Raw genomic sequence first — 12,645 nt, 5'->3', positions numbered from 1 at the left:
AGACGTCGTTTCACTTGGTGAGTCGGCGGTGGTTGATGAGGCTGGTGGCGATGGCGGTGAAGGCCAGGAAGTGTTCGGGCTTGCGTTCGTAGCGTCGGTGGAGGCGGCGGCATCCGCTGAGCCAGGACATGGTGCGCTCGACCACCCAGCGGTGTCGGCCCAGGCGTTGTGAGTTCTCGACACCGCGGCGGGCGATGCGAGGAACGATGTTCCGCTCACGGAGCCATCGACGCAGGTAGGGATAGTCGTAGCCCTTGTCGCCGTGGAGCTTTGCCGGCCGGCGACGCCGCGGACCGCGAGGACTGCGGACCGGCGGGATCCCCATGACCAGCGGTTGCAGGGCCAGGCTGTCGTGGGTGTTGGCGGCCGAGATCGCGACAGAGACGGGCAGGCCGGCACGGTCGACGACAAGATGGATTTTCGATCCCAACTTGCCGCGGTCGGTCGGATTCGGTCCCGTCAACTGCCCCCTTTGAGGGCGCGGACACTGACCGAGTCCACGGCGAATCGTGACCAGTCCAATCCCCCCTGAGCACCGAGTTCATCGAGGATGACGCGGTGCAGGCGAGCCCACACACGCTGCTGAGTCCACCGCGCGAAACGTCGGTAGACGGTGGGCCAGACTGGCCCGAACACCGGCGGCAACTGCCGCCAGGAACAGCCCGACGTGGCCACGAACACGATCGCGGTCAGGCATTCACGGTCCCCGGCCCGCCGACGGCCCCCGCCCTGCGGACGCACCACCACCGTCTCCGGCACCACCCGCCGAAACAGCTCCCACAACTCATCCGAGACCAGATGCTCAGCAAGACTTGTCATACCAACACAACGACTCTCCTCGCCAAAGGAAACGTCGTCTTAGCCTCTGCCCGGTGGCACCGCCTGCGACTCGGTGACCCAGGCCAGATCTGCCGGCTGCACCCGCAGGCTCGCTCTTGAGACCGGGGTGCCACCCCACACCGGTCAGCACAACAGCGGCGAAGTGTCCCGCCCCCGCCACTGAGCACATGCGGGCATGCGGAGCGGCGGTCTGTCGTCCACCATCGTGCGTCAGGCGGCCGGGCGGCGGCGCGAGCGCGATACCGAGCGCGCGAGCAGGTAGAGCACGGCGATGATGAGGAGCAGCACGCCGGTGGAGATCAGATACGGCATGCCGTCGACGGCAGCGCCGATGACGACCAGTGCGATGGCACCGCCGAGAAGGACCAGGAAGAAGATCATGGCGCTACACCTCCTGGGGCCGTGGCGGAAGGGCGGACCGGAGGGGCTGTCCAGCCGTGCCGACGTCGTCCGGACTCGCCAGTACCTCATTTCAGGGTAGACGCAACCCGTGGTGGTGGCCTGCCGGACAGAACGGTTCTACCGTGGGGACAGGAAGCAAATCTCGGGAGCACGTCATGATCATCCTCGGACTTGTCATTCTCGTCGCCGCGGTAGTCATCGGCGTCGCCGGCGTTCTTACCAACAGCGGCAGCGCCCACGAGCTCACCGGCGGATTCTCCGTCTTCGGAGTCGACGTCACCGGCTCCACCGGCACCCTCTTCCTTTACGGCATCGTCGTCGGTGCGGCGGTTCTGCTCGGGCTGAGCCTGATCCTGACCGGCGCACGCCACGCCGCTCATCGCGGCCGCACCGCACGCCGCGGGCTCAAGCAGTCGCGGCGCGAGACAGCCGCAGCCGAACAGGAACGCGGCGTCCCGACCAGCGAACGCGACTCCGCCCGCGCGCAGACGGGGCGGGCGGAGAGGGATGACGCAGACCCTGCCGAACGCCCCCGTCACAAGCACCACTGGTTCCGCCACGGGGCCACTCAATGACGATTCAGGTTGGCAATGCCGCGCCCCACGGAGACGGCGCTGCCACACCGCACAGGCTTGCTCCGCAGCGGTCGCCATGGGCTTGCTGTGGCGCCGACCTCGGCAAAAGTCGGGCAGTGCGGTTCCCCCACGCCGGAGGGCGGGTCCGGAGCAGCCCATCACCGGCCGGCTGCTTGCTGCCCGGCTCCGAGGAGGACGTTCAGCTCGGCTGAGTCACCGAACGAAACATGGGACAGGCCCAGCGCGATGAAGGGGTGTGCCCAGCGAGAGCAGTCCTTGAACCGCGGACGGCACACCGGGTCGGTCACGTAGTCCATCTCGCCGTTGATCCTCGCCACCTGGCAACGGCTGGAGGCGATCTTCTCGACCAGGGCAGCTGCGTGCGATCACGGCCTCGGCGCCGGTGTCAGGCCACCAGGCCGGGGACGGATGCGGAGTCGTCGATGAAGGCCCGGGCCACATCGGACAGGCGGCGGTTGTGGGAGCGGGCATAGCCGCGCAGCGCGGTGAAGGCCTGTTCCATGTCGATGTTGTGGCGTTCGGCGAGTTTCCCCTTGGCCTGCTCGATCAGCACGCGGCTGTTCAACGCCGTCTGGAGTTGTTCGTTGAGGACAGTGCTGCGGTGGGTGGAGCGTTGTTGAAGGAGGCTGATGGTGGCGACGTCAGCCAGGGCCTGGCCGATGAGAGTGGCGGCAGGATCGAAAGGGCCGGGGTCGGCCCGGAAGAGGTTCAGCGCGCCGACGGTCTCGTCCCGCAGGCGCATGGGCAGGGCCTGGACGGCGCCGAATCCGCTGCGGTGGGCCGCTGTGGCGAAGTGCGGCCAGCGGTCGACCTCGCGAGTCAGGTCGGGGACGATCACTGGTACCCCGGTGCGGGAGCACTCCAGGCAGGGTCCTTCGTCGTTCTGCAGCTGGAAGAGTTCCAGCAGGCGTACCCGTTCGTCGGAGGCGGCCATCACCCGGAGTTTGCCGTCGCGGTCGGCGAGCAGCACCCCGGCCGCACTGACACCGAGCATGCCGACGCAGCGGTCGGTGAGCAGACGCAGGAAGTCGATCAGGTCGAAATCGGCGACCAGGTTGTCCGCCAGCTCGACGAAGGTCTTGGCCAGTAGTTGCTGGTTCATCGTGTCACCCTCGATTGAGACCAGTCCCGCCGGAAGAGGACGGGAAGCACTGCACGTACTTCGGATGCCACCGGTGCGTCAGGATTCCTCATCGGTCCCTCTGGGCTCCGTGTGGGGGGAGAATCGGAGCCGGTGGGCCACCACGTCGGCGGCCACGTCGGCGAGCCGGCGTCCCTGTGCATACGCGTAGGCCCGCAGCCGGACGAAGGCTTCGTCGATGCCGACTTCGAGCTGGACGGTGAGAATGCCGGTGGCCTGGTCGATTTCCGCCCGGTATCCGCCCAGGTCCTCGAAGCCTCGATCTGCCAGTGGTCCGTCGACCGGCGCGCCCGTCTCCTCGATGCGCGCATCGAGCAGGAGCAGCGTGGCGAGATCGGCGAACGCCAGCGCGTCGGCCAGTTCCTCCGCGTCCAGCACGGTGGGGATGTTGGCGTACAGGTCCAGAACTCCCGGGCTGATCGCCCCGATCTGCAGGGGGAGAGCGAAGACGGCGCGTGCGCCGGCGTCCAGGGCGGCATCGGCGAACACGGTCCAGCGGTCCTGCAGCTCACCGGTGAGCAGATCGGGTGTCAGAACGGCCGAGCCCTGGGTGAAGGCGTCGACGCAGGGTCCTTCACCCAGCGTGAGCTGGAGCTCCTCCAGTTGCTCGCTGATGGTGTCGGTGCTGCACAGCGGATGACTTGCAGCGGTCCGGGACATCGCCGATACCCCGGCTCCGCCGACTGGGAGGGCAGCCACGGCCGCGGCGCACACATCGACCACACTGGGCCGGGCGCCGCGTCGGGCTGCGTGTTCGGCGACCAGCACCTGGATACGGGCCGAGCGGCTGTCGGCCCTCATCCGGGCCACGGTGTCCAGGCGTCGTGTGCCAGGCCCTCCAGTCGCGCCGTGGTGCGTTCCCCGAGGGGGAGTACCAGCGCGTGGAACATGGTTGGGCCCGCTGGCCGCCGCATCACTCCGACGTGCAGCCATCCGCAGGAGCGGAGTGAGGCGAGGGTCGGGTGATCGTTCTTATCCACCAAGGTGGCGCCGAGAGATGCCTGGTGGTCGCTCAGCAGCCGCTCCTGCAAATGGCGGGCGACGTCCTGGTCCTGTGGGTGTGGCTGGACCAGGATGCTGGTGATCGCGAAGACGCCGCCGGAGGCGGTGAGCTGTTCGATGCTCCGCGGTAGTGCTCCGTCGAACCCGAGCCACCAGAAGCCGTTACGGCTCACCGGGCACCCGAAGGCACATCCCACCAGGTGGTCCGTCTCCGCGATCACCATGGCGAACCCCGGTCGGCGGATGTCACCGGTGAGACGGTTCAGGAAGGCCTGGCGGCTGCTGCGGTATGGCCCGCGGGCGGACGTCTCACGGGAGCCGACGTACAGATCCGCGAGCTTTCCGCTCAGGCCCTGCGCCAGCCAGCGGTTCACGCGGCGCAACCGCACCGCGTCCATGGCCGACGGCTTGCCTGCAGGGGGTTTGCGTGGCTGCCCCTGCCTGGGCCGGGCCTTCACCGCGCATCGCCGGAGAGGACGGGCGCCGGCGGAACGCTCCGGTGCGGCAGGCCTGGAGCGGCCGGGGCAGGGACGTCCCCGAGAGACGGTGTCAGATGCCGGAGCGGAAGGCCGGGAAGCGGGAACCCGCAGGCGGTGAGCTCGATGATCCGCTCCACTGACGTTGGTGGGTCATGTAGCCGTTGGATCCCGCCGGCTTCGGTGGTCCGCTGCTCGGTGTAGAGGAAGGCGTTGAGGCCGCCGCCGTCGCAGAAGGTCACGGGGGTGAGGTCGACATCGACGATGCGGATGCCGTCGCTCAGGCATCGCGCCAGTGCCGCGCGCAGGAGCGGTGCCGATTCCAGGCCGATCTCACCTGCCAGCGTGATGAGTGCCCGTTTCCGTCGGTCATGGCGGCAATTGGTGAGCTGTGGGACAGGCATGACGCCTCGGTTCGGAGACCACCCGGCAGCGAGATGGGGACACCGGGTTTCCCGGCCCCTCCTGGTGCGCTGTCGGCAGGGGCGTACGTCCGGCGGAGGCAGAACGAGGGCCGGTCCGAGAACCTCGCAACAAGACAGAGGATCCACCCGGTTCCCTCCAGGGATGCGCCGGGTGACGGACGAAAGGTCCACTCCCCGCAGCCATCTGTGTCGTGGAACGACAAGCCGCCGGGGTCTGGGACGCCTTTACTGCAGCATAGCCCTGGCCCAGCGCGACAGACGGCCCGAAGCCGCCCCATCTCAGGATGCGGACGGTGTCACAGCGTGGCGGCTCGCGCATGTGCGGCGCCCCGCACGGTACTTGGGCCGGTGTGGATACGGCCGGGGCCCGCCCGGGCCGTATCCCCTGCGAGCCGGCCCGCCCTCAACTCCCGCACGGTGGCCGGTACGTCCATTGAGGGAAGTACTGACGCCATTCGGCGCGGGTGATCGTTGGGAAGGCCGTGGCGCAGATCCGGGACGCGGCGCGTTCGGTGTCGGGGTCCCAGAGCAGGACGGTCCAGTCCTGGCTGCCGGTGGCCAGGGTGCGTCCGTCCGGGCTGAAAGCGAGGCTGTCCACCGGCTTGGTGTGGGCGGTCAGCAGCACGGGTTCCCGGACCTCGCCGCGGGCCGTCAGGCTGTACATCCGCACCTTCTTGTCGGAGCTCGCGGCGGCCAGCCCCAGGCCGTCCGGAGCGAAGGCGACGGACATCACGCCATCGGTATAGCCGGTCAGGCGATCGCGGGAGAACGGGTGGCGCAGGTCGGTGAGGTTCCAGACGCGTACGGTGCGGTCCTCGCTGCCGGTGGCCAGGGTGCGCCCGTCGGGGGCGAAGGCGACCGACTTCACCGCGCCGGTGTGGCCGGTGAGAGCCGCCAGGCGGGACGGGTGCCGTCGGCTGGTCACGTCCCAGAGAGCGGCCGTGCGGTCTCGGCCGGCCACGGCCAGGGTGCGGCCGTCGGGGGCGAACGCCACGGAGTCCACCGCACCGGTTCCACGCAGGGCGGACAGCGGACGGGGACGGTGGACGTCCGTCGTGTCCCAGAGGCGTACGGTGCCCTGCTCGCCGCCGGTGGCCAAGGTGCGTCCGTCGGAGCTGAACGCGAGCGTGTTGACCGTGCCGATCCTGGCGGGGACCGCGCTCAGCGGGCGGGCGCGGCGGCCGTCTGCCGCTCCCAGGGCCCACAGCCGCAGGGTGCCGTCGGCGCCGGCGCTGACCAGGGTGCGGCCGTCGGGGTGGAAGGCGACCGCTTGGACGGGCCCGGTGTGGCCGGTGAGCGGGGGCAGTTCGCGTGGGCGGCGCTTGTCCGCGAGGTTCCACAGGCGCACGGTGCCGTCGTAGCTGGCGCTTGCGAGCAGGCGGCCGTCGGGGCTGAAGGCGAGGGAGCAGAGGGAACTGGTGTGGCCGGTCAGTGCGGGGCCGGGCAGGTCCCACAGGCGGGTGCTCTGGTCCTCGCTGCCGCTGGCCAGCGTGCGGCCCCCGGGGCCGAAGGCCAGCGAACCGACGCTGCCGGTGTGCCCCGAGAGCACCGCCGCTTCGCGCGCGGTTCCGGAACGGCTCACATTCCACCGGCGTACGGTCGCGTCGCTGCCGGCCGTGGCCAGTTGACGCCCGTCGGGACTGAAAGCGACGGCGTTGACCGCGTCGGTGTGGGTGGCGAGCGTCTGTGTCTGACGGGGTGGGCCCGGCCTGCCCACGTCCCACAGCCGTACGGTGAAGTCGGCGCCGCCGGTGGCGAGGTGACGCCCGTCGGAAGCGAACGCCATGGCCTTCACCTGGCCGGTGTGGCCGACACGGGCGTCGCGGCCCGAGCGGCTGACGTGGTCCGTGGTGTCGGTCTCGCCGTTCCGGTCAGCTGCGCCTGTCCCGCCCTTCCTGGCGGCCTCGTCGTTCTGATCAGCTTTGCGCGTCTGGCCGGGTACGGTCGAAAGGCGACGCAGTCGCTCACCCGACCTCGCCGATTCCCACACCCGCACCGCACCGTCGCCATGCCCCGTGGCCACCGTCCGCCCGTCCCGGTGGAACGCCACCGCGGTGACGTCGGAGCCCGTGTGCAGGGTGCCGAGGCCGCGCGGCCGGCGCGGATTCGACAGCCGCCACACCTGGATTCCGTCACGTGCGGCGACCGCGAGGGTACGCCCGTCAGAGCCGGCCCCGAAGCCGAACGTCACCCCGACGACCGGACCGGCGCCGCCCGGCAGTCGTGCCGCGAGCCGGGGCCGCCGTGGGTCGCCGATGTCCCACACCGTCGTCGTGCCGTCCTCGCCCCCGGCTGCCACAAGCCGCCCGTCGGGGCTCACGGCGACCGTGCGTACGATGCCGCCGATGCGCCCCAGCGTGACCGCACCGGCCGGCCGGTGCGGATCAGGCACCCGTCGTAGTCGCACGGTCCGGTCGGCGTCGCCGGTGACCAGGACGCGGCCGTCGGCGCTGAACGCCACCGCGGTGACGGCGCCCTGTTCGCCGGTCAGCTGGGTCGCGTAAGGAGTGGCGAAGGAGCTGAGTAGGCTGCCGCGCGCCTCGGGGGTGGGCGACAGGCGGTAGGCGGCCAGGCTCAACTGGGCGGCCAGCGCCGGGTTGACCGTCCGCAGCGCCGCGGCCCGTTCGGCGACCCGCTGGGAACCGGCCACGTCACGCTGCTGGTCCGCCGCTCGCTGCGCCCGGACGGCGAGAGCCGCGGTCGTGGTGGTCAGTACGAGCAGGACGCTCAACAACCCCAGGCCCAGGCGCCGGAATCGCGCCCGGCGCCGCACCGCGGCGTGTTCCGCCGCCCGGGCGGCCAGACCGGCGTCGAGGAACTCCCGCTCCGGCACGGACATCGTCGTACGGTCGAGCCCGGCGGCCAGGGCGAGGCGGGTGCCGCGGTAGAGGGCGCCGGGTTCCCGGCCCAGCGCCTCCCAGGTCTGGGCGGCGTCGGTGAGGTGGCGCGCGGTCCGGGTGGCCTCACGGTCCTCGGTCAGCCAGCCGTGCAGGCGGGGCCAGCAGCGGATCAGCGCCTCGTGGGCCAGTTCCACCCGCTCGCGGTCCAGGGTCAGCAGTCGGGCGGCTGCCGCCAGCTCCAGTACGGCACGCACCTCGCCGCCGTCGTCTCCGCTGTCGCCTTCACCTCGCCCGGCCAACCCGGTCAGCTCCTCCAGGCGGGCCGGGCGCCGGGTGTCCTCCGTGCCGTCCCCCAGCGCGGTCAGCCGTACGAACACCTGCCGGGCCAGCTTCTGCCGTCCCGCGGCCAGCTCCTGGTAGAACTCCTCGGCGGTGCGCGCCAGGGCGCCCTCCAGGCCGCCCGCCGCCTCGAAGGCGTCCAGGGTCAGTGTGGTGCCCCGCCGTCGCCGCCAGGTCTGCAGCAGTGCGTGCGACAGGAGCGGCAGCACGCCTGCCTGGCCGTGCGCCTGCGCGATGAGCGTCGCCAGGAGCGCACCCTCGATGGTCAGCCCGGCCCGCTGAGCGGGCTGCACCACGGCACGGCGCAGCTCGTCCAGGCTCATCGGCCCGACGGGGACCTGCGCGTCTCGGATCGCCTCCACCAGGGGCGCGTGGCGTGTGCAGTGCGCGTAGAAGTCGGCGCGTACTCCCAGCGCGACGCGACATCGGCCGCCGTCGTCCGAGGCGGCCGAGACGAGGGCCTCGATGAACACGTCCCGTTCGGCGGTGTCCTGACAGAGGGTGAAGGCTTCCTCGAACTGGTCGACGACCAGCACCAGTTCGCCGTCCCCGCAGTCACCCCCGCCCCCACCCCCGTTCCCGTCCGTCGGGCCGGACCGTGCGGTGATCTGCCGCACCAGGCGCCCCAGGTTCTTCGGGTCCTCCCTCAACTCCTCGTACAGGGCACCCGGGGTGAGGCCCGCCATCTTCCCCAGCCGCACTGCGCACTCCTCCAGGGGCCGCGCCCCCGGTGTCAGTACGACCGTCGTCGACCCGGCCGCCTCGAGGTGCGGCACCAGCCCGGCGCGCAACAGCGACGACTTGCCCGACCCCGAAGTCCCGATGACCATCACGAACCGCTGCCGCTCCAGCCGCCCGACCAGCTCCTCCAGCAGCCGTTCCCGCCCGAAGAACCACTCGGCGTCCTGCTTCCGGAAGGACCGCAGCCCCGCGTACGGCGGAACCGGCCCGCCCTCGGCCCCCGGCTCGGACTCCACCTCGCCCAGAAGCTCCGCGGCCGCCCGCCAGCGCTTGCGCCACTCCTCGACGTCCCCGTCGCAGGCGTGCACGTACGCCAGGGTCACAGCCAGCGTCGGCAACCGCTGTCCGGAGGCGGCGGAGGACAGGGTCGAAATCGAATAGTGAGCCTGCTCCGCCAGCCTGCGGTACGGCGGATTTCCCGCCTTGCGTCTCAACTGCCGTAGCTCCGTGGCAAATGCGAACAGCGGACCGCTCCCAGCGCTCAGCGGTTGTTCCCTGCGCGGCATCGCCGCACCTCCCCGGTGGTTCCCGCAGCTCCCGTGGCTCCCCGTTCGTGCCACACCCTGCACTGCGGCATCGTATTTTTCAGGGCTTGTTTGTTCGGCACCAGGCCTCGAACTCGAACAACCCCGAACCCGCTAAACCTGAAGCCGGTGTTCGGCCGCACTTGGGGCGACCGGACACCGTCCGTCATGCCCGGCACACCAGGGGTCGCACCGGCACAGACCACAGCACGAACACCGCTGCGGACCCCATTCCTGAGGGGGAAGAAGTGAACCAATCGGTGTTGCGACTGGGGCCGGTGGAAGACCTGAAGGTGTCCGTGGGCCGACAGCCTCTGCCCACGGTGCTCTCGCTGTTGGCCGACGTCGTCGGCGCGGCGGGCCAGGGCCTGCCGCCCGGGTGGCGGTCGGCGGCACGCGCCGCGTGTCCGAGCGGCACAGCGCAGGCGCTGGGCCCGGCGCGAGAGAGCCACGGGCTGTGGCTGCCGGACTGTATGTCGCCCCTCCCGCTCGACACGAACGCGGTGCCCGAGCAGCTCGACCGGATGGCCGCGGCCACACCGGAGCAACTCGCCGCCGAGGTGACCGAGCGGTTTCCGGACGGGGTTCCGCCCGCCTGGCTGCGCGTCCTCGACAGGCCGGCGCCCTTCATCCACGGCTATGTCGAGGCGATGGCGAGCATCTGGGCGGCGTTCGCGCCGATGTGGCGACGGTCGCGGCACCTTCTCGAACTCGAGGCGGAACGCATCGGCGTCGCCACGGTCACAGGAACACTCGACTCCGCACTCGCGACTCTGGGGCCGCGCGTCCGCCGTACCCGCGAAGGGCTGTCCCTGCCGGGCCGCGGCACGGGCCGGGACGCATGGGAACTACCCGACCGCAGGCTCCTGCTCGTTCCCCTGGTGTCCGGTACCACGGCCTCCGTGCTCGCCCTGGGCCGGCAGGGCCCGAGCTGGATCGGCTACCCCGTACCGGGCCTGCGGGACCTGGCATCCGGTGCCGCCACCTCGGACCGCCGTGCCCTCGACCCGCTGGAGGCGGTGCTCGGCGGGATGCGCGCCAGGGTCATGCGTCTCGCACACCGGGGGCTGACCATGGGGGAGGTGAGCTCCCTGCTGTGCTGTGCGCCCGGAGCCACAACCCATCACTGCAAGCTCCTTGAAGCGGCCGGGCTCGTCCGGCGCAAGCGTCAGGGGCAGCAGGTGCGGCTGCTGCTGACCCGGCGCGGCGAACGGCTGCTCGGAGTCCTCGCGTCCTGAGCCGGTGACGGACGGCGCTCAGGACAGCGTGGCGGCCGTCCCGCCGCGGTGCCCCCGCCCCGTGCGGCCTCGTCCACGGCGGCCGTGCTGGTATGCCTCCGCCTGGAGCCGGAACAGCCGGGCGTAGGTGCCGCCCGCCGCTGTCAGCTCGTCGTGGCTGCCGTGCTCGATGACCCGGCCGGACTCCATGACGTAGATCCGGTCGGCGTCCCGGACGTTGGAGAACCGGTGGGAGATCACCAGCACCGCCCGGCCGGCGAACAGGCTGCGGATACGGCCGAAGAGGTCGGCCTCCGCCTGCGGGTCGAGGGAGGCCGTCGGCTCGTCCAGGATGAGGAGGGGCGAGTCCCGGTAGAAGGCGCGGGCCAGCGCCAACCGCTGCCACTGGCCCAGCGAGAGATCCGCCCCGTCGCTGAACTCCTTGCTCAGGACGGTGTCGTAACCCGACGGCAGTCCCTGGATGATGCCGCCTGCCCCGGCGTCGGCCGCCGCGCGGTCGACGGCGTCCGGATCGAAGGGCACTTCGGGGCGACCGAAGGCGATGTTGTCGCGTGCGGGGAGTTTGAAGCGGACGAAGTCCTGGAAGACCATCGCGGTCGCGGCTCGCCGCTTGCCGGGGCGGGAGGCGCCAAGTCCGTTCCACAGCAGGGATCCGCCGTCGGGCTCGTAGAGTCCGGCGAGAATTTTCGCCAGCGTCGTCTTGCCTGATCCGTTCGCTCCCACGACGGCGACCAGTTCACCGGCGGCCAGCTCGATCGATACGTCGTGCAGCGCCGACGCGGTGGAGCCCGGGTAGGTGAAGGAGAGGTTCTCGGTGCTCACGGAGGAGAAGGCGGGCCTCTCCGGCGTTCCCGCCTTCTGCGGTGTGCCCGCCACAGGCTTCTCCGCGGAGGTAATCGCAGATCGGCTCCCGCCCGCCACGGCGGCGTGCCCGCGGTCCGTGTCGTCCTGGCCCTGGGCGTACGTCCTGTCGTTTGTGGAAGTGCGGACGCCGTCCCGTGTGAAGGTGCGGATGTCCTTCACATACACGGCGGCGGCACCGATGTTGTTGAAGAGGTACCCGAGCATCTGCACGCGGGTGGCGAGCATGAGCAACGCCGCCAGGGCGGCCAGCGCGGTGGGCAGGGCCATGCCGCCGCTGCGCACCGTCCACCACATGGCACCGATGACGGCGACGAAGACGACATCGCCGATGAGCCGCGCGAGCAGCTTCCGGCGAGTGTGCCGACGCTGCATCTCGGTGGTGCCGGCGATCTCCTCGGCGTATCGGCTGTTCCATCGTCCGCGCAGGGTGTCCCCGAGGTCCAGGGCCCGGATCTCCTTGGCCGCGTCCTGCCCGACCAGGAGGTGTTCGAGGTACTCACGCGCCCGGCGGCCCTCCGCGAGCCGTCCGTGCAGGCGGTGGTCGGCGTCGCGTTCGTCCCGGGCCGCCTTGAGTACGGGCAGCACCGCCAGGAAGACGAACGGGAGCAGCCACCAGGTCATGACGGCGAACGCGGCTCCCACCGCGGCCATGCTCAGCAGCGCCTGCAACGCGCCGATCAGTGCCGTCACCACCATCACAGGTTGGGACCGGGACGCGAAGACAGCCTGCTTCAGGCCGTCGTGGAACGCAGGTTCCTCGAAGCGGGCGAGGTCGGACCGCGCCGCGCTTCTCAGCACCGCGGACATGATGTGCCGGTCGACCTTCACCGTCAGCACCCGCTGCCAGCCGCTCGCGACCGTACGCAGGATGCCGCCGACGGACGCGAGGGCCACCAGCCCGCACAGGGCGAGGATCAGCCCGTCCCCGGACGGCCCGCCCGGACCGGCGGCCAGGGACGCCGTACCCAGCGTGTTCCGCAGAACCAGCACCAGTGCGGCCAACCCTGCCGCTGTGAGCAGTTGTACGGCGACGATGCCGGTCAGCCGCCGGCGGTCCGCCTGCCATGCCATCCGCACCATGTACGCGCTGGCCCGCATCAAATCGGCGGTGCTGATCCGCGCGGTGTCGACGGGCTCGTCGCCGGCTGCCTCCGGTGGCCCGGCCTCTGCCTCCGCCGGTTTTACCTCTGGGCGTTCCGGGCCGACTACTGCCATCG

At 71.0% G+C, this 12,645-nt stretch carries 11 protein-coding genes; 2 read left to right on the top strand and 9 right to left on the bottom strand.

Annotated features, from left to right (window positions below; translation table 11 throughout):
- Positions 1-10 precede the first annotated feature (10 nt).
- Positions 11-819 (bottom strand): IS5 family transposase gene (locus KUF83_RS40385; protein ID WP_217456034.1). Its coding sequence is split into 2 segments (ribosomal slippage): positions 11-469 and positions 472-819, totalling 807 coding nucleotides; the frame shifts between segments, so codons are not numbered across the junction.
- A gap of 231 nt (positions 820-1,050) precedes the next feature.
- Positions 1,051-1,221: a hypothetical protein gene (locus tag KUF83_RS40380; RefSeq protein WP_217460090.1), complete on the bottom strand. Its 171-nt coding sequence runs from the start codon at positions 1,219-1,221 to the stop codon at positions 1,051-1,053.
- Positions 1,222-1,397: 176 nt separating this feature from the next.
- On the opposite strand from KUF83_RS40380, the gene KUF83_RS40375 reads away from it, so the two are divergent.
- Entirely contained in the window at positions 1,398-1,817 is a 420-nt protein-coding gene (locus KUF83_RS40375) for a hypothetical protein (RefSeq protein ID WP_217460089.1), read from the top strand.
- A 158-nt stretch (positions 1,818-1,975) separates the two neighbouring features.
- Here the strand turns inward: KUF83_RS40375 and KUF83_RS40370 are convergent, their stop codons facing one another.
- The 6 genes from KUF83_RS40370 to KUF83_RS40345 form a co-directional block, all read right to left on the bottom strand.
- On the bottom strand, positions 1,976-2,134 hold the full coding sequence (locus tag KUF83_RS40370; protein ID WP_217460088.1) for a hypothetical protein: 159 nt from the start codon (positions 2,132-2,134) through the stop codon (positions 1,976-1,978).
- A gap of 89 nt (positions 2,135-2,223) precedes the next feature.
- On the bottom strand, positions 2,224-2,940 hold the full coding sequence (locus KUF83_RS40365) for a GAF and ANTAR domain-containing protein (protein WP_217460087.1): 717 nt from the start codon (positions 2,938-2,940) through the stop codon (positions 2,224-2,226).
- A gap of 78 nt (positions 2,941-3,018) precedes the next feature.
- Positions 3,019-3,780 carry an ANTAR domain-containing protein gene (locus KUF83_RS40360; RefSeq protein WP_217460086.1) on the bottom strand — a complete coding sequence of 254 codons (762 nt, stop codon included), beginning with the start codon at positions 3,778-3,780 and terminating at the stop codon, positions 3,019-3,021.
- A complete protein-coding gene (locus KUF83_RS40355) occupies positions 3,777-4,379 on the bottom strand; it encodes a hypothetical protein (protein ID WP_217460085.1) in 603 nt (200 codons plus the stop codon). The genes KUF83_RS40360 and KUF83_RS40355 overlap by 4 nt, the downstream gene beginning before the upstream one ends.
- 56 nt (positions 4,380-4,435) lie before the next feature.
- Positions 4,436-4,861 (bottom strand): STAS domain-containing protein, encoded by a 426-nt coding sequence (locus KUF83_RS40350; RefSeq protein ID WP_217460084.1) that lies wholly within the window; start codon positions 4,859-4,861, stop codon positions 4,436-4,438.
- 424 nt (positions 4,862-5,285) lie between these two features.
- Positions 5,286-9,308: an XRE family transcriptional regulator gene (locus KUF83_RS40345; protein ID WP_217460083.1), complete on the bottom strand. Its 4,023-nt coding sequence runs from the start codon at positions 9,306-9,308 to the stop codon at positions 5,286-5,288.
- Positions 9,309-9,625: 317 nt separating this feature from the next.
- Between KUF83_RS40345 and KUF83_RS40340 the strand changes: the two genes are divergently transcribed.
- On the top strand, positions 9,626-10,564 hold the full coding sequence (locus tag KUF83_RS40340; protein WP_217460082.1) for a helix-turn-helix transcriptional regulator: 939 nt from the start codon (positions 9,626-9,628) through the stop codon (positions 10,562-10,564).
- An 18-nt stretch (positions 10,565-10,582) separates the two neighbouring features.
- Here the strand turns inward: KUF83_RS40340 and KUF83_RS40335 are convergent, their stop codons facing one another.
- The gene (locus tag KUF83_RS40335; RefSeq protein WP_217460081.1) at positions 10,583-12,643 is read right to left on the bottom strand and encodes an ABC transporter ATP-binding protein; all 2,061 of its coding nucleotides are present in this window, start codon (positions 12,641-12,643) and stop codon (positions 10,583-10,585) included.
- Between the last annotated feature and the right edge of the window lie 2 nt (positions 12,644-12,645).

This window comes from Streptomyces sp. BV286 (assembly GCF_019090165.1).
Lineage (GTDB): Bacteria > Actinomycetota > Actinomycetes > Streptomycetales > Streptomycetaceae > Streptomyces.
This window is presented reverse-complemented; position numbering and strand designations above follow the sequence as displayed.

Coding starts and splice junctions, on each gene's coding strand:
- KUF83_RS40355 (WP_217460085.1), bottom strand. CDS start 4,379: ATGGACGCGGTGCGGTTGCGCCGCGTGAACCGCTGGCTGGCGCAGGGC.
- KUF83_RS40370 (WP_217460088.1), bottom strand. CDS start 2,134: ATGGACTACGTGACCGACCCGGTGTGCCGTCCGCGGTTCAAGGACTGC.
- KUF83_RS40350 (WP_217460084.1), bottom strand. CDS start 4,861: ATGCCTGTCCCACAGCTCACCAATTGCCGCCATGACCGACGGAAACGG.
- KUF83_RS40345 (WP_217460083.1), bottom strand. CDS start 9,308: ATGCCGCGCAGGGAACAACCGCTGAGCGCTGGGAGCGGTCCGCTGTTC.
- KUF83_RS40380 (WP_217460090.1), bottom strand. CDS start 1,221: ATGATCTTCTTCCTGGTCCTTCTCGGCGGTGCCATCGCACTGGTCGTC.
- KUF83_RS40375 (WP_217460089.1), top strand. CDS start 1,398: ATGATCATCCTCGGACTTGTCATTCTCGTCGCCGCGGTAGTCATCGGC.
- KUF83_RS40335 (WP_217460081.1), bottom strand. CDS start 12,643: ATGGCAGTAGTCGGCCCGGAACGCCCAGAGGTAAAACCGGCGGAGGCA.
- KUF83_RS40365 (WP_217460087.1), bottom strand. CDS start 2,940: ATGAACCAGCAACTACTGGCCAAGACCTTCGTCGAGCTGGCGGACAAC.
- KUF83_RS40360 (WP_217460086.1), bottom strand. CDS start 3,780: ATGAGGGCCGACAGCCGCTCGGCCCGTATCCAGGTGCTGGTCGCCGAA.